The sequence below is a fragment of the Leifsonia sp. 10L418 genome, assembly GCF_056395445.1.
Genome location: NZ_JBFTJN010000010.1, coordinates 1 through 23,425, shown reverse-complemented (window position 1 = coordinate 23,425; position 23,425 = coordinate 1). Strand labels below are relative to the sequence as shown.

Annotated in this window: 11 protein-coding genes; 9 read left to right on the top strand and 2 right to left on the bottom strand. The window is 64.6% G+C overall.

What is annotated here, in order from left to right; genetic code table 11:
* Positions 1-36: 36 nt before the first annotated feature.
* The gene (locus tag AC1DCF_RS17315; RefSeq protein WP_441791624.1) at positions 37-906 is read right to left on the bottom strand and encodes a spermidine synthase; all 870 of its coding nucleotides are present in this window, start codon (positions 904-906) and stop codon (positions 37-39) included.
* A gap of 412 nt (positions 907-1,318) precedes the next feature.
* Here AC1DCF_RS17315 and rpoB point away from each other — a divergent pair, with 412 nt between their 5' ends.
* The 9 genes from rpoB (at position 1,319) to AC1DCF_RS17270 (ending at position 22,881) form a co-directional block, all read left to right on the top strand.
* Positions 1,319-4,810 carry a DNA-directed RNA polymerase subunit beta gene (gene rpoB, locus AC1DCF_RS17310; RefSeq protein WP_477212063.1) on the top strand — a complete coding sequence of 1,164 codons (3,492 nt, stop codon included), beginning with the start codon at positions 1,319-1,321 and terminating at the stop codon, positions 4,808-4,810.
* A gap of 43 nt (positions 4,811-4,853) precedes the next feature.
* Positions 4,854-8,768: a DNA-directed RNA polymerase subunit beta' gene (locus tag AC1DCF_RS17305; protein ID WP_477212062.1), complete on the top strand. Its 3,915-nt coding sequence runs from the start codon at positions 4,854-4,856 to the stop codon at positions 8,766-8,768.
* Positions 8,769-8,931: 163 nt separating this feature from the next.
* Complete coding sequence (locus AC1DCF_RS17300; protein ID WP_477212061.1) at positions 8,932-10,074, top strand: serine/threonine-protein kinase; 1,143 nt, start codon at positions 8,932-8,934, stop codon at positions 10,072-10,074.
* On the top strand, positions 10,075-16,071 hold the full coding sequence (locus tag AC1DCF_RS17295) for an Ig-like domain-containing protein (protein ID WP_477212060.1): 5,997 nt from the start codon (positions 10,075-10,077) through the stop codon (positions 16,069-16,071). It abuts the gene before it with no gap.
* Positions 16,072-16,095: 24 nt separating this feature from the next.
* Positions 16,096-17,061, top strand: coding sequence for an AAA family ATPase (locus tag AC1DCF_RS17290; RefSeq protein ID WP_441791629.1), 966 nt, complete (start codon positions 16,096-16,098; stop codon positions 17,059-17,061).
* On the top strand, positions 17,058-18,407 hold the full coding sequence (locus AC1DCF_RS17285; RefSeq protein WP_477212059.1) for a DUF58 domain-containing protein: 1,350 nt from the start codon (positions 17,058-17,060) through the stop codon (positions 18,405-18,407). The genes AC1DCF_RS17290 and AC1DCF_RS17285 overlap by 4 nt, the downstream gene beginning before the upstream one ends.
* Positions 18,407-20,965, top strand: a complete 2,559-nt coding sequence (locus tag AC1DCF_RS17280) for a TgpA N-terminal domain-containing protein (RefSeq protein WP_477212058.1) — start codon at positions 18,407-18,409, stop codon at positions 20,963-20,965. The genes AC1DCF_RS17285 and AC1DCF_RS17280 overlap by 1 nt, the downstream gene beginning before the upstream one ends.
* A complete protein-coding gene (locus AC1DCF_RS17275; protein ID WP_477212057.1) occupies positions 20,966-22,240 on the top strand; it encodes a DUF5684 domain-containing protein in 1,275 nt (424 codons plus the stop codon).
* Positions 22,241-22,518: 278 nt separating this feature from the next.
* Positions 22,519-22,881, top strand: coding sequence for a hypothetical protein (locus AC1DCF_RS17270; RefSeq protein WP_477212056.1), 363 nt, complete (start codon positions 22,519-22,521; stop codon positions 22,879-22,881).
* A gap of 187 nt (positions 22,882-23,068) precedes the next feature.
* On the opposite strand, the gene AC1DCF_RS17265 is transcribed toward AC1DCF_RS17270, so the two are convergent.
* Positions 23,069-23,425 (bottom strand): HNH endonuclease signature motif containing protein (locus tag AC1DCF_RS17265; RefSeq protein WP_477212055.1); only part of this gene is annotated, 357 nt, incomplete at its 5' end.

The window sequence follows — 23,425 nt, the reverse complement described above, 5'->3', positions numbered from 1 at the left end:
CCCGCGAATGGGGGATACCGCGAAATCGCCCGGCGCTCAGCGCCCGATCTGAAAGACGGTGCGTCCGGGCAGCGGTGAGGGCGTGGCGGTCTCGTCGGTCACAACCTGAGCGCTGGCCATGAATTGCTTCAATTCGGTGCCCTCGATCACCTTGGCCGGATGCGGTCCGCCGGCCAGGAGGCGCGGAATCCAGTCCAGGTCGATCGGCGTGTGCGCGGCGACGAAGACGATGTTTCCGAACCGCCGACCCTTCAACACCTGCGTCTCGGCCAGGCCGATCACATGACCGAAAACCGCCGACAGAGTGGCGGCCTGGCTGCGCGCGAACGCCAATCCCGGACCGTCTGCCACGTTGACGGCGAGCACTCCGCGCTTGGACAGCAGGGGAGCGGTGAGCTCATAGAACTCGCGGCTCGTCACGTGGGCCGGGGTGCGCGCCCCCGAGAAGATGTCGACGACGACGAGGTCGACGGCGCCGTGCAGGCCGGCCGGTAGCTTCGCCAGCACCTCGCGCGCGTCGCCGTGCCGCACGCGCAGCTGAGCCTTCTTGTCCCAGGGGAGTTCGGCCCGCACGAAGTCGATCAGGTCGCTCTCCAGTTCGACGACCTGCTGGCGAGAACCCGGCCGGGTCGCCTCCACATAGCGGGGGAGAGTCAAGGCTCCGGCCCCGAGGTGCACGGCCGTGATCGGTTCGCCGGGATCGCCGAGCAGGTCGATCACATGCCCGATCCGCTGGATGTACTCGAAGAACAGCTCACCTGGGTTGTCGAGATTCACATGTGACTGCGGCGTGCCATCCACCACCAGCTGATAGCTGCCCGGGGTGAACCGGTCGGGTTCGACGATGGCCGTGTGTCCGCTCAGTTTCAATGTGACTGACGGATGCTGCGTCTCGCCTCTACTCATCCCTCAAGTCTGCGGCATCCAGACCCTCGTTCACCCCGCGAGCCTGCAGTTGTCGGTGCCTCCCGCGCGCTGAGGCTCCGACAACTGCAGTTTCGCGGGAGAGGGCGGGAGACGAGGGGAGGGGGAGAGAAGAAGGAGGGAAACGGGTGCGAAGCCTGGGTTATACCCGAGAATCCAGATGAGGTCAAGAAAAGAGTAGACATGGGGGTTACAAGAGCATATAGTTGTTCTTTGCGCTCCCAGACATACCTCTGCCTTCATATTGCGGTCGGCTTTGCGTGCTCAAGCCACCTTGCGGCACTTCTTCATTGAGATTTCACCGATTAAACACCGGCGAATATCTCCGAGGGTCTGTGGAGTACTCCATTACTAACAGTAACTAGACCTGACGGGGTCCACGGAGGTTATTTCCTTGGCTGCTGCGCGCAACGCAACCACCAATTCACCCAAGAACGGCCGCTCTGCTGGGCGTCTTTCGTTCGCAAAGATCACCGATACTCTCACTGTTCCGGATCTGCTCGCTTTGCAGACCGAGAGCTTTGACTGGCTCGTCGGAAACGACGCCTGGAAGCAGCGCGTCGCCGAGGCACAGGCCGAGGGTCGTCACGACCTGCCGAGCCGCACCGGACTCGACGAGATCTTCGAAGAGATCAGCCCGATCGAAGACCTCAGCGAAACCATGCAGCTGTCGTTCACCAATCCGGAGCTTGAGCCGGAGAAGTACACCATTGACGAGTGCAAGGAAAAGGGTAAGACCTACTCCGCACCGCTCTATGTGAACGCTGAGTTCATGAACCACCTCACCGGTGAGATCAAGACCCAGACCGTGTTCATGGGTGACTTCCCGCTGATGACCCCCAAGGGCACATTCGTGATCAACGGCACCGAGCGTGTCGTCGTTTCGCAGCTCGTGCGCTCCCCGGGTGTCTACTTCGACCGCCAGCAGGAGAAGACGTCTGACAAGGACATCTACTCCGCTCGCGTCATCCCGAGCCGTGGTGCATGGCTTGAGTTCGAGATCGACAAGCGCGACCAGGTTGGCGTGCGCATCGACCGCAAGCGCAAGCAGTCGGTCACGGTCTTCCTGAAGGCCCTCGGCCTCACCAGCGAAGAGATCCTCGAGGAGTTCAAGGGCTTCGCGTCCATCGAGCTCACCCTTGAGAAGGACAACATCCTCACCAAGGAAGAAGCCCTCAAGGACATCTACCGCAAGCTCCGCCCGGGCGAGCAGGTTGCTGCTGAAGCTGCCCGCGCTCTGCTCGACAACTTCTTCTTCAACTCCAAGCGCTACGACCTGGCCAAGGTTGGTCGTTACAAGATCAACCAGAAGCTGGGCCTCGAGGCACCGCTGACCGACTCCGTGCTGACGCTCCAGGACATCCTGGCCACGATCAAGTACCTGGTTGCTCTTCACGACAACCAGACCACGATCGCCGGCACCCGCGCCGGCAAGGCCACCGACATCCGGATCGATATCGATGACATCGACCACTTCGGAAACCGTCGTATCCGCGCCGTTGGTGAGCTCATCCAGAACCAGGTTCGCACCGGTCTGTCCCGCATGGAGCGCGTCGTTCGCGAGCGCATGACCACGCAGGACATCGAAGCGATCACCCCGCAGACCCTGATCAACGTGCGCCCCGTCGTCGCCGCGATCAAGGAGTTCTTCGGAACCAGCCAGCTGTCGCAGTTCATGGACCAGAACAACCCCCTCGCGGGTCTGACGCACAAGCGTCGCCTCTCCGCGCTGGGCCCGGGTGGTCTGTCCCGTGACCGCGCAGGTGTCGAGGTGCGAGACGTTCACCCGTCGCACTACGGCCGCATGTGCCCCATTGAAACCCCTGAAGGCCCCAACATTGGTCTGATCGGTTCGCTCGCATCGTTCGCACGCATCAACGCGTTCGGATTCATCGAGACCCCGTACCGCCGCGTGGTGGATGGCGTCGTCACGGCGACCATCGACTACCTCACGGCCAGCGAAGAAGACGAGCACATCGTCGCGCAGGCCAACGCCCCGCTGACCAAGGACGCCCGCTTCGCTGAAGACCGCGTTCTGGCCCGCAGCAAGGGTGGAGAGGTTGACCTCTTCCCCAAGGACGAGATCGACTACATGGATGTCTCGCCGCGCCAGATGGTGTCGGTCGCGACCTCGCTCATCCCCTTCCTCGAGCACGACGATGCTAACCGCGCACTCATGGGTGCCAACATGCAGCGTCAGGCCGTTCCGCTTCTGCGTAGCGACAGCCCGCTGGTCGGAACCGGTATGGAGGGCTTCGCGGCCATCGACGCCGGCGATGTTCTCACCGCCGACAAGTCCGGTGTCGTCATGGAGGTGTCGGCTGACGTCGTCACCATCCAGCTCGACGAGGGTGGAACCCAGGATTACTTCCTGCGCAAGTTCGCTCGCTCCAACCAGGGCACCAGCTACAACCACCGCGTTCTCGTCAACGCCGGTGAGCGTATCGAAGCCGGCGAGGTTATCGCCGACGGCCCCGCCACCGACAACGGTGAGCTGGCACTCGGAAAGAACCTCCTCGTGGCATTCATGCCGTGGGAGGGTCACAACTTCGAGGACGCCATCATCCTGAGCCAGAACCTGGTGAAGGATGACGTTCTCTCCTCGATTCACATCGAAGAGTACGAAGTTGACGCTCGCGACACCAAGCTGGGCAAGGAAGAGATCACTCGCGACCTGCCCAACGTTTCGCCGGATCTGCTTGCAGACCTCGACGAGCGTGGCATCATCCGCATCGGTGCAGAGGTTCGCCCCGGCGACATCCTCGTCGGCAAGGTCACGCCCAAGGGTGAGACCGAGCTGTCCGCCGAAGAGCGCCTGCTGCGCGCGATCTTCAACGAGAAGAGCCGCGAAGTTCGCGACACCTCGCTGAAGGTTCCCCACGGTGAGCGTGGCACCATCATCGGTGTCAAGGTCTTCGACTCGCAGGATGGCGACGACGAGCTCGGCTCGGGCGTCAACCAGCGCGTTGTGGTCTTCATCGCTCAGAAGCGCAAGATCACCGAGGGCGACAAGCTCGCCGGCCGTCACGGTAACAAGGGTGTCATCTCCAAGATTCTGCCGGTCGAGGACATGCCGTTCCTCGCCGACGGAACCCCGGTCGACATCATCCTGAACCCGCTCGGTATCCCGGGTCGAATGAACTTCGGTCAGGTTCTCGAAACCCACCTCGGCTGGATCGCCAAGCAGGGCTGGCAGGTTGAAGGCAAGCCCAAGTGGGCTGGCCGTCTGCCCGAGGCCGCGCACAGCGCCGCTCCGAACACCAAGGTCGCGACCCCCGTGTTCGACGGTGCTCTCGAGGAGGAAATCGCCGGTCTGCTCGACTCGACGATCCCGACTCGCGACGGCGACCGCCTGATCGACTCCACCGGTAAGGCGCAGCTGTTCGATGGCCGCTCCGGCGAGCCGTACCCGCGCCCGGTCTCGGTCGGCTACATGTACATCCTGAAGCTGCACCACCTCGTTGACGACAAGATCCACGCGCGTTCGACGGGCCCGTACTCCATGATCACGCAGCAGCCGCTGGGTGGTAAGGCACAGTTCGGTGGACAGCGTTTCGGTGAGATGGAAGTGTGGGCGCTCGAAGCGTATGGCGCCGCTTACGCACTGCAGGAACTCCTGACCATCAAGTCGGATGACATCCTCGGCCGCGTCAAGGTGTACGAAGCCATCGTCAAGGGCGAGAACATCCAGGAGCCCGGAATCCCTGAGAGCTTCAAGGTTCTGATCAAGGAAATGCAGTCGCTCTGCCTGAACGTCGAGGTTCTCTCGGCCGACGGAACAGCAGTGAGCCTGCGCGACACGGATGACGAGGTCTTCCGTGCTGCGGAAGAGCTGGGCATCAACATTTCCACCCGGTTCGAGTCGTCGTCGATCGACGACATCTAAACCTGGCCGCTGAAGAGACTCGAAAACTTTCCAAGGAGAGAAATTGCTCGACGTAACAACTTTTGACGAGCTTCGCATTGGCCTGGCTACCGCTGACGACATCCGTCGTTGGTCGCACGGTGAGGTCAAGAAGCCCGAAACCATCAACTACCGCACCCTCAAGCCGGAGAAAGACGGTCTGTTCGGTGAACAGATCTTCGGACCGTCCCGCGACTGGGAGTGCTCCTGCGGCAAGTACAAGCGTGTGCGCTTCAAAGGCATCGTTTGTGAGCGTTGTGGCGTAGAGGTCACGAAGTCGTCGGTGCGCCGTGAGCGCATGGGCCACATTGAACTCGCCGCCCCCGTCACCCACATCTGGTACTTCAAGGGTGTTCCTTCGCGTCTCGGCTACCTGCTGGACATGGCGCCGAAGGACCTCGAGAAGGTCATCTACTTCGCTGCGTACATGGTCATCACCGTGGACGAAGACGGACGCCACCAGGACATGCCGGGCCTTGAGAACGAGCTTCGCCTCGAGATCAAGACCCTGGAAGGCCAGCGCGACACGCGTATTGCCGACCGCCTGCAGCGTCTCGAAACCGACCTCGCAGCCCTCGAGGCTGAAGGCGCGAAGAGCGACCAGAAGAAGCGCACCAAAGACGCTGCTGAAAAGGAGATGAGCCAGACCCGTAAGTCGATTGACGAGCAGATCGCTCACCTCGAGCGTGTTTGGGAAGACTTCCGCACCCTCAAGGTCGGCGACCTGAAGCCGGAAGACTCCGTCTTCCACGAGCTGCAGGACCGCTTCGGCATGTACTTCGAGGCGTTCATGGGCGCCGAAGCCATCAAGAAGCGCCTCGAGGCCTTCGACCTGGTCACCGAAAGCGAAAACCTGCACCTGCAGATCGCCGAGGGCAAGGGCCAGAAGAAGATCCGTGCGATCAAGCGTCTGCGCGTCGTCAACGCCTTCATCACGACCGGCAACTCGCCGGCCGCGATGGTGCTCGACGTCGTGCCGGTCATCCCGCCGGAACTGCGCCCGATGGTGCAGCTCGACGGTGGCCGTTTCGCCACGTCTGACCTCAACGACCTCTACCGTCGTGTGATCAACCGCAACAACCGTCTGCGTCGTCTGCTTGACCTCGGTGCCCCCGAGATCATCGTGAACAACGAGAAGCGGATGCTGCAGGAGGCCGTCGACGCACTGTTCGACAACGGTCGTCGTGGCCGCCCGGTCACGGGTACCGGAAACCGCGCACTGAAGTCCCTGAGCGACATGCTCAAGGGCAAGCAGGGTCGTTTCCGTCAGAACCTGCTCGGTAAGCGTGTTGACTACTCTGGCCGTTCGGTCATCATCGTCGGCCCGCAGCTGAAGCTGCACCAGTGTGGTCTGCCCAAGCAGATGGCTCTGGAGCTCTTCAAGCCGTTCGTGATCAAGCGTCTGATCGACCTGAGCCACGCTCAGAACATCAAGGCCGCCAAGCGCATGGTCGAGCGTTCACGCCCGCAGGTTTGGGACGTGCTCGAAGAGATCATCCGCGAGCGCCCCGTGCTGCTGAACCGTGCACCCACCCTTCACCGTCTGGGCATCCAGGCGTTCGAGCCTCAGCTCGTTGAAGGTAAGGCCATTCAGCTTCACCCGCTCGTCTGTGCTGCGTTCAACGCCGACTTCGACGGGGACCAGATGGCAGTTCACCTGCCGCTGTCCGTCGAGGCGCAGGCTGAGGCCCGCATCCTGATGCTCGCGTCGAACAACATCCTGAAGCCGTCAGACGGTCGCCCGGTGACCCTGCCCACACAGGACATGATCATCGGTCTGCACCACCTGACCATGCTCAAGGAAGGCGTCAACGGCGAAGGCCGCGCGTTCTCCTCGATCGCCGAGGCGATTCTCGCCTTCGACCAGCGTTCAGCAGACGGCACTCCGGCGCTCGACCTGAACGCCAAGGTGCGCATCCGTCTGACCGACAAGTACTTCGCCGAGGGCACGCAGCCCGAAGGCGTCGAGCTCGTCAACGGCCAGGCTGTCGGAACCGTGCTGGTCACCACCACGCTCGGCCGCGCCCTGTTCAACGAGACGCTGCCGACTGACTACCCGTACTTCGAGCAGGTCGCCGACAAGGGCACCCTCTCCGCGATCGTCAATGACCTCGCTGAGCGGTACCCCAAGGTGGAGGTTGCTGCTGCACTCGACAACATCAAGGACGCCGGTTTCCACTGGGCAACCCGTTCCGGTGTGACCGTGGCGCTCAGCGACGTTCTGACCCCGCCGAACAAGCCGCAGATCGTTGCCGGCTACGAGAAGCAGGCCGCCAAGGTTCAGTCGCAGTTCGAGAAGGGTCTCACGACCGACCTCGAGCGTCGTCAGGAGCTCATCCAGATCTGGACTCGCGCAACCGAAGACGTTGCCGCGGCCATGCAGGCGAACTTCCCGACCGACAACACCCTGAACCGCATGGTCACCTCTGGTGCTCGTGGTAACTGGCTGCAGGTTCGTAACATCGCCGGTATGCGAGGCCTGGTGAACAACCCGAAGGGTGAGATCATCCCTCGCCCGATCATCTCGAGCTACCGCGAAGGCCTGTCCGTCGCCGAGTACTTCATTGCTACTCACGGTGCTCGCAAGGGTCTGGCCGACACCGCTCTGCGTACTGCAGACTCGGGGTACTTGACGCGTCGTCTCGTTGACGTCTCGCAGGATGTCATCATCCGCGAAGACGACTGCGGCACGACCAAGGGCCTCGAACTGCCGATCGCAACCGTCGACTCGACCGGGACCCTGGTTCGCCACCCCAACGTCGAGAACGCGGTTTACGCTCGCAGCCTGGCTGCAGCAGCGGTCAACGCCAAGGGCGAGGTCGTCGCTGAAGCCGGCGCCGACGTCGGTGACGTGATGATCGACAAGCTGGTTGCGGCCGGCGTCGAGAACATCAAGGTTCGCTCGGTACTGACCTGTGAGTCTGCAGTCGGTGTCTGTGCAGTCTGCTACGGCCGCTCGCTCGCGACTGGTCTGCTCGTCGACATCGGTGAGGCCGTCGGTATCATCGCCGCACAGTCCATCGGTGAGCCGGGAACCCAGCTCACGATGCGTACCTTCCACACCGGTGGATCGGCATCCGCCGATGACATCACCCAGGGTCTTCCCCGGGTGCAGGAGCTCTTCGAAGCGCGTACCCCCAAGGGTGCATCGCCCATCGTCGAGGCCGCCGGTCGCATCACCATCGAAGACACTGACCGCAGCCGCAAGGTGATCCTGACGCCCGACAACGGCGACGAAGCGATCGCCTACCCGGTGCTCAAGCGTTCGACCCTCCTCGTTGAGGACGGCCAGCACGTCGAGCTCGGTCAGCAGGTCATCGTCGGTGCCGTCGACCCGAAGGAAGTTCTTCGCGTCAAGGGTGTCCGTGAGGTGCAGAAGCACCTCGTCGGTGGTGTGCAGGATGTCTACCGCTCGCAGGGTGTGCCGATTCACGACAAGCACATCGAGGTCATCGTTCGTCAGATGCTTCGCAAGGTCACCGTCGTCGAGCACGGCGACACCGGCCTGCTGCCGGGTGAGCTGGTCGACCGCCTGAAGTACAACGAGCTCAACCGTGCTGCGTTGACCGAAGGCAAGAAGACGGCTTCGGCCCGTCAGGAAGTCATGGGTATCACCAAGGCTTCGCTGGCGACCGAGTCCTGGCTGTCGGCCGCTTCCTTCCAGGAGACCACCCGGGTTCTGACCCAGGCGGCCATGGAAGGCAAGAGCGACCCGCTGATGGGCCTCAAGGAGAACGTGATCATCGGTAAGTTGATCCCGGCCGGTACCGGTCTCCCGCGTTACCGCGACGTCACCGTCGAGGCAACCGAAGAAGCCAAGGCTGAGCGTTACCCGAACCGCATCTTCACCGATGATGCAGCGTTCAACGAGGGTGACCTGAGCTTTGTCGACTTCGACAGCTTCAGCTCGGACGACTTCACGCCCGGTACGTACAACTAAGTAGTCAGTTCTGCTTCACGACTGACTGAGTGAAACAAAGGGCCCCGGCATCTGCCGGGGCCCTTTGTCGTTGCGACGCGCGTGCCTCTACTCGGTAGGCTAGATCCGGATGTCTCACCACCGTTGGTGGCAAGCAGACGACTGAGCAGATGAGGGGGAGACGATGGCAAGTCGGCTGCCTTCTGCCCCGCCGGTGATCTCCGGCTACACCTACATTCGCCCGCTGGGCACCGGCGGATTCGCCGATGTTTTTCTGTTCGAACAGGACCTGCCCCGCCGCTCGGTCGCCGTGAAGGTGTTGCTTCACGACATCGTCGACAGCGACGTGCTGCGCATGTTCAATGCCGAGGCCGATGTCATGGCCCGGCTGAGCTCTCATCCGTCGATTCTCACGGTCTACAACGCCAGCATCTCGGCGGATGGCCGTCCCTACCTGGTGATGGAATACTGCCCGAGCTCGCTTTCCGGTCGATTCCGGCGCGAGGTGCTGCCGGTCGCCGAGGTCTTGAACGTCGCAGTGAAGATTGCCTGCGCGCTGGAGACCGCACACCGCACCGGCGTGCTGCACCGGGACATCAAACCGTCGAATATTCTGACCACGTCGTTCGGCACCCCGGTGCTCGCCGACTTCGGAATCGCCACCTCGCTCGCCGCCACCCAGCAGGAGCAGCTCTTCGCGATGTCGGTGCCGTGGAGCGCCCCGGAAGTCGTGCGCGAAGAAACGACCGGAACCGTGCAGACCGAGGTGTGGGCGCTTGGAGCCACTGTCTATTCGCTGCTCGCCGGTCGGTCGCCGTTCGAAACGACCGATGGTCAGCGCAGTTCTCGGCAGCAGCTGCGGCAACGCATCGTGCGAGCCGGCTACACGCCGATCGGTCGGGCCGATGTCTCCGTCGAACTCGAACGAGTCCTCGCCCGGTCGATGAGCAAAGACCCCGCCATGCGTCAGGCAACCCTGCTCGAGTTCGCGATGGAGTTGCAACGCGTCCAAGGCGAAATGGGAATCCAACCGACGGTGCTCGACGTCGCCGCCGACGACTGGGCAGCAGCCGGAACGCTCGTCGACTTCAACAATGCCTCCCTGCGCGGACCGGTGCGCTCTGAGGTGGTTGTCCCCTCGAAGCGGATGCGCCGCGGCCGCTCCACCCCGGTGGCTCGATCGCTCACCGATGAAGAGGCCCTGCCGGACAAAGCCGAACGCCCGCAACGGGGATCGGGGCTCCGGGTGGCTCTCTTGCTTTCCGGAGGGCTCATCGTGGGTGCCGGTGCGGCCGTGGGTGTGCTCGTCCTGGCCGGCGTGATCTAGATGACTCGGGGGCGGAGGGTCGCAGAGCGTGGGGGCTCAGAACCACGTCGGCGGGCGGCCTGGATCAAACTCTCGGCGGTTCTGGCGCTGACCGCACTCTGCGTCGGCACGGCCATTGTCGCCGCCGGTTTCGACGTCAAGCAGACGCCGTTGAACGGAAGCTCGATCTGGGCCGTGCAGAGCGGAGCAGGCAACCGCTATGCCAGAATCAACACCGATTTGGCCGAGCTCGACACCATCAAGAGCGTGCGCAGCCCCAGCGGGCTCGTGCAATCGGACACCGCCACCCTGCTCTTCGCCCAAAATTACGAAAAAGTGGTCGACGTCGATCCAGCGCGTCCGGCCGACCTCGGCGACGATTCGTCGAGCTACGCCAACACCCCAGCCGGAACGGTTCACGTCGTCACCTCGGACACATCGATCGGATATCTGACTAACACCGGAACGGTGTTCGTCGCACCGATCGTCGACGGCGCCGCGGCCGTGCCCGTTCAAATCGATCCCTACGCCGATGCCGCCACGGCCGGCGGGGACGAGACGTCTCGCTTTCGTAGCGACGCGATCGCGATCGGGACTGACGGCGTGCTCTACAGCTATTCGCTGGCAACCAGCACCGTGTTGCGCTACCAAATTGACGCGCAGCGTGTGCTCGGCGAAGACCCCGTGCCCGCCGCTCCGACGGACGCCGGAACCCAGCTGACCGCCGTCGGCGACACGTGGGTGCTCGCCAGCGCGACCGGCGACACCCTGTGGGTCAAGGATCGACGCCCGGTGGCCACGGCACTGACCGAGGTCTACCTGCTTCAGCGACCGTCGGCATCCGCACAATCAGTGATCGTTGCCGACGACTCCGGCCTTGTCTCCTTCTCACTCTCCGACGGCTCGGCGACCCGCCGGGTCGGCACGGAAGGGAGCCGACTCGGCACTCCTGCTGTGCCGACCAGTTTCGACGCTGCACAGTATGCGGCCTGGGTGCCGGCGGCCGGTACGGCCGGAACCCTGTGGAGCAGCACGCAGGGCGAACGCAGCCTTGACTTCGCCGGCCAGAAGCCGAGTGGCGACCCGGTTCCGGTTTTCCAGAGCAATGGTCAGCGCATGATTCTCAACGACACCGAGAGCGGCTGGGTCTGGACGATTCCCGACGGCGCCCTCGTGGCCAGTTCGCAGAACTGGGGGATCGCGACCGAGCAGCAGCAGCAGAAAGACAACACCGTCGACGAGGTGGCCCGGGTTGTCGAGCCGCAGGCGCCCGTCGCCGAAGCGGACAACTTCGGGGTGCGCGCAGGGGCATTGGCGACTCTCCCGGTCTTGCTCAACGATCATGATGCGAACGATGACGTTCTCACCGTTGTGCCGGCATCGCTCGGCGGCCTCCCCCCTGAGTTCGGAACGCTGAGTCTGACCGATCAGACGCAGTCGATCACCGTTGATGTGGTTCCCGGCGCCAGCGGCACGGTGACCTTCAGCTATGCCGTCACCGATGGAACCCGACAAGACGGACTGAATTCGGCACCCACCACTGTCACCTTGACCGTGAAGGAGCCGAGCACGAATTCAGCACCCGCCTGGTGCGGGGTCGACGGATGTCTGCGCACCTGGCCGTCGCCGGAGGTCGCCCCGGGCGGAACCGTCAGTGTTCCGGTGCTGCCCGGCTGGGTCGACCCAGAGGGTGACCCGCTTTTCGTCGCGTCGGTGGTCAATCAGTCAGGCGTCGGCTCGGTCAGTGCGACCCCGTCGGGAACCCTCGTCTATCGCCATCCGGACCCCAGCGCGTCCGAGTCTCTGACGGTCTCGATTGTGGTGACGGTCTCCGACACTTTCGGTGCAACGGCCGAGAAGGTGCTGACAATTCTGGTCACCCCGACCCCTCGGCTCACGGTCACACCGTTCGCTCAGGTGTCGTCGGTCGGCGAGCACCTCACGATCAACCCGGCACCCCATCTCACCGGTGCCGCCGGGGTCTATCGCATCGTCTCGGCGACGACCCCGTCGAGCGTCGATGGGGCAACAACCGAGGTCAACAGCGGCAGCGCGACCTTTGACTTCGCCGCTTCGACGCCGGGCATCTACCGCGTCGATTTCACGGTCGCCGACGACCTCAGCGAAGTGGTCTCGTTCGTGCGCGTTGAGGTGTTGGCCACGGATTCGACGAGGCTGGCCACCTCCCCGGTCACCGTTTTCGTCAGGCCACGGGCGGATACCAGCGTCGATGTGTTCACCGCGGTGTCGAACCCGGCCCGGCGGGTGTTGCTGCTCAGCGAGGCACTCCCCAATCCGATGCCCGGCGCTTCGCTCGATGTCGACGTGGTCGGCCAGAGCCAGCTGCGCGTGCGCGGCACCACCGCCACTGAGCAGCCCGGCAAATTGGGCGTCGTGGGGTACACCGTCTCCGACGGCACGGGCAATCCGGCATACACGGTGCGCGGCTCAGCCACGGTTTATCTGCTTCCGGCATCGGTGCCACACAGCCCGATCGCCGTCGCCGACCGCATCGTGGTGCGGGCCGGCGCGCAGACCGACATCCCGGTGCTGGCCAACGACGTCGCTCCCGACGGCAACGTGCTTGTGCTGAACCCTGATTCAGTGCAGAACACGTCCGGCGAGGGCCTCGCCTTCGCCTCCGGCGGCACACTGCGCTACCTGGCGCCGAATGCTGCGGGCCACTACGAACTCCGCTACACAATCTCAATCGCCGGGTCACCCGACCTGGTCGACACCGCGACGGTCAGCGTGGAGGTGCTGCCGAACGGTGAGAACCGGGCGCCTCTCCCCAACACGTTGACGGCGCGGGTGCTGTCCGGGGAATCAGTCAGCATCCCGTTCGCGGCGTTCGGAATCGACCCCGATGGCGACGAGGTGAGTCTCGATCGAGTGCTGGGCCAGCCGGTCAGCGGCACCGCGTCGCTGTCCGCTGCCGGAGACGCCATCGTCTACAACAGCGTCAAGGGCTTCAAGGGCGCTATCGAGTTCAGCTATCGCGTGCGTGATTCCGGAGGAGAAACCGGCGAAGCGCTCGTGCGCGTCGGCGTGCTCGACCGACAGTCTGACCCCAGCCCGATCACGTTCAGCGACTACGTCGAGGTGCAAGCTGGGGCCGGCAATCAGGTTGTCGTCGCGCCGGCCGCCAACGATATCGACCCGACCGGCGGCACATTAACGGTCAAGGCCGTGCGTCCGGATGCGGTGCTCGGCACCGCCGAATACACTGCACTCGTCGCACGAATCGGCGCAGTGGATAAACACCACGTGGTGTTGACCGCCGGCGAGGAGCCCGGCCTGATGACCTTCGTGTACGAGGTGGCCAACGCGCAGGGCGACGTCGGAGTCGGCCTGATCGTGATGCGGGTTGTGCGGAGCTCGGTTCCCGATCATCCGGTGGTCAGCGACACACTCGTGACTCTGGAAAACAGGGCTGCGTTCGCCGATGGCCTCGATGTGGTCACCGACAAGGTGTCCTGGGCGTCGGGCGACGTGAAGGATCTGAAACTCAGCCTCTGGGGAGACACTCACGGCGCGAGCGTCTCCGGGTGGAAGATTCGTGGGCCGGTGCCCGATGAGGGCATGCTTCTCGTGTTTGCCGTGACCGGCCCGAACTTCGCGGGTGTCGAGGTGACCAGCTATGGGTTCGTCCGGATTCCGGCACAGAACGAGATCATCCTCGCCCTCAAGCAGGGCGGGCCGCAGAAGGTCAAAGAAGACGCCTCGGTCAGCTTTGCCATGGCCAACCTGGTGTCGACTCCCGAGGGGGAGACCCTGGAGGTGGGAACCGCCGGATTGCGCACTTCGGGCCAGCGTGCCGATGCGCGTTGCCGGGTCGAAAACGGCACGACCGTCACCTACTCGGCGGGCAAGGGCGCACCCTGGACCGACACCTGCACGGTGCCGGTGCGAGTCGTCGGCCAAGACGAGTACACGCAGCTGCCGGTGCAGATCAGCATCCAACCCCTCGACGCCCAGCCTGAGCTCCGAGCCGCCTCCGTCACGCAGAGCCCGGGTGCCAAGGCCTTGACCTACGATCTCGGTCAAATGGTCGTCTGGCCGGGCAAGAATGACCGTTCGTCTCTGGTCTTCGAGACGACCTACAGCGGCGACCAGTTCGAGGTGACTCAGAACGGCGCCAGCCTGAGCGTTCAGGCCATCGACTCTGCGCGGCCGGGGCGCGAGAACACGGTGACGGTGCGGCTGTCCAGCCATCCGGAGGCCGCCCCCGCGGTGCTGTCGCTCAAAGTCGGCCAAGCACCGAGCGAACTGCCCAAGGGAGCGACAGTCTCCCGCGTCTGCTCCCAGGCAACCGGCTCCAGCTGCACCATCGATGTCATCGGTGGCCCCGGTGAGGTCAATCTGTTTCCGTCAACCCCGCTGAGCGTCGTGTCGGTGTCATCGTCGGCGAACTGCGCCGGCGTGAGCTTCAGCGTCGCCGAAGGCAAGATCAAGGCCAGCTGGGCCAGCGACTCGGCCGGTGGCACCTGCTCGGCCAGTTTCGTGGTCGCCGACGCCCAGGGGCGACAGAGCGCAGGAGACCGCACGGGGTCGGTCACCCTCGACCTCCAGGGTTTCCCTCTCGCGCCGAACTCGGTCACCCAGGTGGCGTACGACGACGGTTCACTCACTCTCGCGGTCAATCCCGGCAGCGCCGCGGCTTCCTACCCCGCACTGCAGGGATTCACCCTGTACCGCGGGGGAACAGAGGTCGGCTCCTGCGACGCATCCGGCAGCTGCACGCCGCTGACCGGGCTGACGAACGGCGACAAGCAAAGCTATGAGGTGCGAGCCCGCAATGCCGTTGGCGCCTCGCTTCAGGCGGTCGGCGTTGTCGCCTGGTCCTACGGGGTTCCGGGAATCGGAGCGGTGAAGGCGACGACTGTTTTCGACCCGAAACGCACCACGGCGAGCGCGGGCGCCGTCGATCTGAGCATCGAGAATACGGATGCCGGCACGCGCGGCTACCTGATCAACGGAACCCAGGAGGTGCCTCGCAGCGCCAGCGGCCGCGGCATCACGGTCGCCAAGCTCAGTCTCCCGGTCGGCCCGAATTCGATCAGCGTACTCCCGCTCAGCTCATTCGACCGCCCCACCGGAACCGGACCGGCCGACAAAGCCGCCCAGACAACGGTGAGGGCCGCCGGATCGCCGTCGATGTCGAAGGCAGCCGTCGACCCGGTGGTCACCGCCAATTCGATCACGGTGACGCCGCCGGCCCTCGAACCGAACGGCGGTACCTCCGAACCAGTGATCTACGCCGCCACCCCGGCGGGAACGAAGTCGCCCACCTGCGAGATCGACGATAAGGGTGGAAACCTCGAGGTCTCCGGCGGCACGACCTCGACCACGATGAGTGGGCTGGACTCAAACCAGGTCTATGTCGTCACCGCCTGCTATTCGAACGGATTCGGCGTCGTGCAGGCCGAACTCGGCAGCGGCTTCACCTGGAATGCCCCGCCGGCCCCGACGGACTACACCTTCGTGATCTCCGACAGCTCCGGTGGCGAATACACGGCCAAGGCGCCGACCTCCCCGACAGGGCCGCCGAATGGATTCAGCGAATCAATCGAGAACCCCGCCGAAACGATCTGGGGAGCCGACCCGGGAATCCGGGTGAAATTCTGCTCGACGCTCCGTCCGGACATGTGCGGCCCGTCGAGTGCGGCCAAGCCGGCAGACGCGGCTCGTGCCTGGCAGGTCAGGGTCGACGCCGTCACGGTGACCAGCTGCATCCCGGGCGACGCGCTGGGCCTCGGCGTGGCCGGCCTCGGAACGGCTCTCACGGCCACGGCCCGGCCGACCTCGGCCGAGTACTGGGTGCCGACACCTCCCGTCGTTCCGGAGGATCCCGCAGCCCCGCTCGGCGAGTGGGTGGCCGGTAACGGTCCGACCGTTCCCGTCGGCGCCACTCTGGTGCGGAACGTCGGCTGGACGGTCACCTTCGACGGCGCACCGCAGACCAAGAAGCTGCAACCGTATTCGGGATCCACCGCCGCTACGCTCGAGTGCGGTTAGAACAATGAGAGAGACAACACAACGATGACACTCGCACCGGATGAATCAGCCTGGTTTGCTTCGACATTTTCGGCGATGGTCAGCAACGTCGAACGGGTCGTGCTGGGCAAGCGGCATGTCATCGAACTGGCGTTCACCGCGATGGTCTCCGAAGGGCACCTGCTTCTCGAGGACTTTCCCGGCACCGGCAAGACCTCCCTGGCCCGCGCGATGTCGCAGAGCGTGCAGGGCGTGAGCTCCCGCATCCAGTTCACCCCCGACCTGCTTCCCGGAGACATCACAGGCATCACCGTCTACGACCAGAAGAAGGGTGAGTTCGAGTTTCACAGCGGCCCCATCTTCGCGAACGTCGTGCTCGCCGACGAGATCAACCGGGCAAGCCCGAAGACTCAGTCGGCGCTGCTCGAGGCCATGGAAGAAGGAAAGGTCACCGTCGACGGCGTCACCCGGTCGACGGGCTCCCCGTTTCTCGTCATCGCTACCCAGAACCCGATCGAGCAGGCCGGCACCTATCGTCTGCCCGAAGCCCAGCTTGACCGGTTCATGATGAAAACCTCGCTCGGTTACCCCGACCTCGCCAGCACCATACGCATTCTCGAGGGCACGAGCGTGGCTCACCACGATCTGTCGCCGGTGATCACTCCGCAGGTTCTCGTCGGGATGAGTGACATGGCCCGGACGGTGTTCGTGCACCCGCTGCTGTTCGACTACATCGCACGCATCGTCGAGGCGACCCGCAGCGCCCGCCAGGTACGCATGGGCGTGAGTGTGCGTGGCGCACGCTCGCTGACCAAAGCGTCGAAAACGTGGGCAGCGGCCCAAGGGCGAACCTATGTCACTCCGGATGATGTCAAAGGTCTCGCCGAGCAGGTGCTCGCGCACCGCATCGTGCTGGATCCGGAGGCCGAATTCGACGGCGTCACCGCGAGTGCCGTCATCGGCCAGATTCTGCTCGACATCATTCCTCCCAGCCGAAGCGATCTGATGTGACCTTCGAAACCGATTCGCGATCGCACACCGCCACCTCCGAAAACACCTCAACCCACACCCGCTACTCGAGCACGCGATCCAGCACGCTCATTGAAGCGGTGGTCTGGTGGGTCAGGATCTGGCGGGCAGCGCGCGCATACAGCCTCGCCGCCGCGCGCTGGGTGCAGGAGACTGTCACACCGGCCGGTTGGGTCGTCATTGCGGTGATCGCGCTGTTTCCCATCGGGCTCGTCTTCGGCTGGGCTGAATTCATCGTGGCGGGCAGCATCGGAATGGTGTTGCTGCTCCTCGCCCTCCCGTTCCTGCTCGGCGGTCGGGCCTACAGCGTGAAGTTCTCGATGCCGGTCGACCGGGTAGTGGCCGGCGGTGAGGTCACCGGCACGCTGCGGGTCACCAACGTGTCGTCGCGGCTGGAACTGCCGGGTCGCATCGATGTGCCGATCGGGCAAGGGCTCACCGACGTTCACGTGCCGCTCATGCGTGCCGGGGCGGTGCACGAAGAGCTGGTTTCTGTGCCCGCTTTCCAGCGCGGAGTCATCGATGTCGGTCCGGTGACGACGGTGCGCACCGATCCACTCGGTGTGTTGAAACGTGAAGTGGCCTGGGCTGATATCCATCGGCTGTACGTGCACCCGGTGACCGTGCCGATTCCGAGCACCAGCGCCGGATTCGTGCGCGATCTGGAGGGAAACCCGACGAGCGACATTGTTGACTCCGACATGTCGTTTCACGCGATTCGCGAGTATGCCTCGGGCGACGGTCAACGCAACATCCATTGGAAGTCGACGGCTAAGACCGGAAAACTCATGGTGCGCCAGTTCGAGGAAAGCCGCCGGTCGCGCCTCGCCGTCGCGCTCAGTCTCCGTGCCGACGAATATGCGACGCCTGACGAGTTCGAGATGGCGGTGAGTGCGGTCGGTTCGCTGGGTATCCGTGCGATCCGCGACGGCAGAGACGTCGCAGTATTCACCAGCGACGACATCCCCGAGTTCACGCGCGGCTCAATCCGCTCGATTCGCACACTCAACGTGGTCTCGACGCGCACCCTCCTCGACGATCTCAGCGCGGTATCGTTCAGTCAGAGGGCGATGCCGATTGAGGATGTCTGTCTGTTCGCCTCGCAGGTGATCCCCGATATCTCGATCGCGTTCGTGATCTGCGGGTCGACGATGACGGCATCCCGCATCCACTCACTGGCACTCAAATTTCCGCCCTCCGTCTCGATCGTCGCCGTGCTGTGCGACCCGACGACGGAGCCGAGGTTTCGGCGTCTCGCCGGAACCGGTGTGCTGAACATCGCTGTGCTCGATGACTTTCGTTCGTTGCTTGCCCGGAAGGCGGGCTGATGCGCACCACATCGGTTGCGGCGAAATCTCGGCGTTTCGGCTTCGTGCTGATCAACGCTCTCTTCGTGTTCGGCATGGTCGCGGTCGGGCTCTGGGCGGCCTGGCCGATCTACCAGAGCGACTACTTCTTCGTCACCGCCGGCGGTGCAGTGCTGGCGGCCACGGTTATCGCCGCTGTCGGGATGCGTCGGGCATGGTCGTGGTTCACCCTGCTGCTCGTCACAGTCGGCGTCTACCTCGTGCTCGGTGTGCCCCTGGCCATCCCCGACGCCCTCACCAGTCTGCCGGCGTTCGGCAGCGGTTTGGTGAAGCTTGTTGCGGCGTCGGCGTTGAGCTGGAAAGAACTCGTCACGATCTCGATACCGGTCGGCAGCTACCAGACCATGCTCGTGCCGCTTCTCATTCTGACGCTCGGCGTCACGACGGCCGCGTTGTCGCTTGCCTGGCGTGCCGAACGGCTTCACGCACTGGCGATACCCGTGGTTTTCGTGCTTCAGCTCTTCGGCCTCGTGGCCGGATCAAGTCGAGTGAGCGACGAGCTGACGCTCGGGTTAGTGACCATTCCGGCCCCGCGGGAAAGCCTCATCGGTGTGGCGGCGTTTCTTCTCGCGGTTGGATTTCTGGTTTGGCGCGCGTACTACGCCCGGCAGTCGGCGCTGCGTCAGGCAACCCAGGCGACGGGCGTTCGCCGGATTGCGCACGGCTGGCTTCCGCGTGCCCGGCGCGGCGCACTGGTCGGGGGAACCCTGATTCTGGCGACGGTTCTGGCGGTGCCGCTCGTCTCATCCGTGATTCGCCCGGCGGAACGAGACGTGCTGCGCACGGGTATCGACCCTGCCGTGACGCTGCGCGAGTATGTCAGCCCACTCAGCCAATACCGCGGCTATGTGACCGGTGATCTGTACAACACCCCGTTGTTCACCGTCTCCGGGGCGAGTGCCGACATGTCCCGACTGCGGATGGCCGTACTCAGCCATTACGACGGCCAGGTCTTTCGAGTCGTGGACCCGGTGACCGGAGACAACGACCAGTCGACCGCCTTCGCTCGTGTTCCGGGGGTCCGGGAGGTCGGGGCGACCGGTGGAGCTGCCGCCTCGGCCACCATCACCGCCGGTTCCGGTTCCGACGTCTGGCTTCCGCTTGCCGGGTCACTCACCCGGATCGACTTTTCGGGGCCGCGCCGCGACGCGCTGACCGATGCGTTCTATTACAGCGACAACACCGATGCTGGCGTCGAGTTGCAGGCGTTGGCCCCGGGGGACAGCTACAGCTTTGACACACGGATCGACACAAACGCAGCACCTCTGAGCTCGCTGAAGCAGCCCTCGACGGGCGGAGAGTTGGTCGATTCCGCACTGATTCCCGACAGTCTGGTGAACTGGGTTCAGGCACAAGGGGTCAGCGCCGACGGCGCCGGGCTGGCCGAGTTGATCACCCGGCTGCGAGAGCGGGGCTACCTCTCGCACTCGCTCGATACTCCGGCGGCGGGGAGTGGTTGGGCGAGCGAATTGGCGGGCTACAGTTTCGCCCCGTCATTGGCCGGGCATTCGGTCGACCGCATCGACAGCCTGTTCACGTCACTGCTCGAGAAGCAAACAGCGAGCGGCTCGGCCGACAACGCGAAACTCGTCGCGGCAGTCGGTGACGATGAGCAGTTCGCCGTTGCCGCAGCGCTGATCGCGGCACACCTGGGCTTTCCCGCCCGGGTCGTGCTCGGCTTTTCGCTCTCCAACCCTGACGGTGACCCCGATGCGATCCCGGCGTGCTCCGGCGGTGTCTGCGCCGGCAAGAACCTCACCGCGTGGCTTGAGGTGCAGGGTGCCGACGGACGGTGGACGCCGGTGACGGTGACTCCGCAACACGACAACCCGCTGGCACCGAGCGACGAACAGCTGCGTGATCCTCAAATTCCGACCACCGTGCTGCCGGCCGAAGCCTCGGAGCAGACACCGCCCGAGGCGAACCCGACAACCGGAGACGCGACGGCGACGAACGACAAACCGGATGTCGCTGATCTCGGATGGTTGGTCGGCATCCTCAAAGCTGTGGGCATCATCCTGCTCGCGCTGCTGATCCTGCTCACCCCGGCGCTCGCGATCCTCGGTGCCAAGAGGCAGCGCCGTCGTGAACGAAAGCGCGGGCGCGGCAGTGCTGCACAAATCGCCGGCGGCTGGGACGAGTATGTCGACACGGCAGTCGATCATGGGCTGGCGGCACCGGCCAACCTGACGCGCACCGAGCTCGCCGCCCTGCACCAGAGCGCCCGCGGCGCCGTCCTCGCCACCCTGGCTGATGAGGCCGTTTTCGGTCCGATTTCACCCGTGCAGGCCGACAGCGACTCATTCTGGGATCTGGTCGACTCGGAGCGGGACGCACTGGGCCAGGACGCGACACGGCGCAATCGTCTGCGAGCAGCGCTCTCGCTGCGATCGTTCGCGCGGGTCCTGGGCCCGCAGCGAAGTGTGCGGTTCGGTTACAGTGGTGGGGGTTCGCGTCGGGTACGACGCAGTAGTCGCGGAAATGGGGGAGCGTCGGTCGCACGACCGGCGCGTAGCTAGATGGAGAATTCAACGGGAGTCATCGTCGCGGCCATCGCGGTCGCGGCTGTGCTCAGCATCGGGCTCTACATCTGGATGGCCGCCGCGCTCGGAGCCGTCTTCGCGAAGATGGGCGAACCCCGCTGGAAGGCCTGGGTACCGATCCTGAACGCCGTCACGATCTACCAGCTGGGTGGATATTCGGGACTGTGGGTGCTCGCGCAACTGCTGCCGCTGGTCAACTTCGTGGCAGCCGTGTTCATGATTCTCGCCCTCCTCAACATCAACCGACGATTCGGCCACGGCGGCGGTTTCACCGTGCTCGCCTTTCTCGTGATGCCGGTCTGGGCCAGCATCCTCGGATTCGGGCGGGCGACGGTGATCGACCTCGACGACGAGGGCGACCCGGCCCCGGCCTTCGTCCCGTCGCTCCCGCCGGTGCGGTGGGGCGGCCCGCCCGCTGCCGTCGGGCAGCTGTCCGTTTCGCCGACGGCGACGGCGACTCATGAGCTGGCTCCTGCTCCGATGCCGACACCGATGCCGGTCGCGACGCCGACACCGATGCCGGTCGCGACGCCGACACCGATGCCGGTCGAGACGCGTCCGCCAGAGCCGGTCGAGTTCAGTGCACCGTTCGAGCCGGTTGACGAGCTGGAGATTCCTCTGTTCCTTGAGACTCCCGTGCCCGTGCCCGTTCAGGCCCCGCCTCCCGTAGCAGAGCAGCTGTTCGTGCAGCCTGAGCCCGCACCGGCAATGTTTCTTGTTCCGCCGGAACCGACCGACGCCCTGGTCTCGCCGGTCGCAGAGAGTCTCTGGGCTCCGTCGGGAATCACGTCGGCTCCGGTGTTCAGAAACCAGTCCGATTCCGACGTGGTCGACGGTGCCACCGTCATCACGGGCCGCACACCTCTCTTCGACGAAGACGAGAACGACTTCGATGCCACAGTGATTTCTGCTCGTCGAGTGCAGCCGTGGGTGTTCGAAACCCACGACGGACAGAGGGTGTCGCTGACGCATCCTGTCGTGCTGCTCGGACGCAACCCGTCGCGTGGCCGCACGCACCCGGATGCCCAACTGGTCGTCGTCGTCGACGCCGGCAAGACGGTGTCGAAGACTCATGCGCGCCTCGAACTCGTCGATGGCACGTGGACGATCACCGATCTGCACTCGACGAACGGCGTCATCCTGCTGGGCGACAGTGGGCACGAGATCGAGCTTGACGCCGGTGCCAGCGGTGCGGTGACCGACGAGTTCTTGCTCGGCGAGTTGCCGGCCCGGATCTACCAGGAGCGGTAGAGATCGTGACCGCTGCTACCCCGCCGTCCGGCGACGCTGAAGGCCCTGACGACAATCGGCTTGTGCGCCGGGATGGTGGTGAGGACACTCGATCGAGCGACACTGCGAACGACCAGACCAGGGTGGTCGATCGTCGTCCCGTCGGTGACACTCGAGTCGTCTCGGACGACGAGGCGACCCGGCTGAGCAATCGGACAACGGATCCCGCCCACGAAACTGACCCCGATCGCACGCAACTGAGCACACGGTCGCCGGGAGAGTGGCGGAAGCGGAGCCGCGTGCGTGTTTCGCCCGCAGTCCCGGTGACCCCGCCGGCCACGCCCGCTTCGGCCACGAAGGCCGCGGATGGCAGCGGCGCGGCGTGGACTGGCGTCTCCCGGCCGCCCGATGCCCCGGTCGGATCGATCTCCAGTTACGGCGTGCGTGCAGCAGAGCCGCCCCCCGCAGCGCCGCTTCGACGCATCGAGCAGAGCGCCGCAGAGCCCGAGGTCGCGCTGCCGGCGACGGCAGAGCAGATCAGGCACGCCGACAGCGCACACGCACGACGTCGAGGCCTGATGGCAATAAGTCTTGTCGTGCTCGCAACCGTCCTCGTCGCGGGCCTAGCGATCGTTGCGATCTCGGTCATCTCCAGCCTCTAGCCTCGGCGTCCGGCGCTTCTTCGGCCCGGCGGCCGTTCGGTGGTCGACCCCGCAGAGACCGAGTCTCGGTGATCGAGGAGCGCCCGACGGAGTCGGACGTGTCTCGAAATCCCGTGAGTCGATCTCGGGATCGCGGCCGTCTCGGTGGTCGAGCCTGTCGAGACCCCGCGAGCCGATCTCGGTGGTGTTACCGGCCGAGTGTGGTGTGGGCGCGGTGCTGGTTGGCGGGGATCCAGTCTCCGCCGAGTCCCAGCCAGGGTGGTGCCTTGATCTGCACGGCGCCGTTGAGGATGCGGATCTGCCAGCCGGAGGTTTCGATGGTGGAGTGGTGGTACCAGCAGAGGGCGACGCCATTGTTGACGGTGGTTGTGCCTCCGTGCCGCCAGGGGATGACATGGTGCAGTTCGGCCCAGCCGGGCGGTGAGGTGCAGCCGGGGATGATGCAGCCGCCGTCCCGGGCGATGATCGCCTTGCGTTGCCCGGAGGAGAAGAAGCGTTGTTTGAGGTCGAAGGCGACGATTTCACCGGCGTCGTCGGCGAAGAC

Bases quoted from the DNA above. Each gene is read 5' to 3' on its own strand.
- AC1DCF_RS17315 (WP_441791624.1), bottom strand. From the start codon at position 906: ATGAGTAGAGGCGAGACGCAGCATCCGTCAGTCACATTGAAACTGAGC.
- AC1DCF_RS17300 (WP_477212061.1), top strand. From the start codon at position 8,932: ATGGCAAGTCGGCTGCCTTCTGCCCCGCCGGTGATCTCCGGCTACACC.
- AC1DCF_RS17295 (WP_477212060.1), top strand. From the start codon at position 10,075: ATGACTCGGGGGCGGAGGGTCGCAGAGCGTGGGGGCTCAGAACCACGT.
- AC1DCF_RS17290 (WP_441791629.1), top strand. From the start codon at position 16,096: ATGACACTCGCACCGGATGAATCAGCCTGGTTTGCTTCGACATTTTCG.
- AC1DCF_RS17280 (WP_477212058.1), top strand. From the start codon at position 18,407: ATGCGCACCACATCGGTTGCGGCGAAATCTCGGCGTTTCGGCTTCGTG.
- AC1DCF_RS17275 (WP_477212057.1), top strand. From the start codon at position 20,966: ATGGAGAATTCAACGGGAGTCATCGTCGCGGCCATCGCGGTCGCGGCT.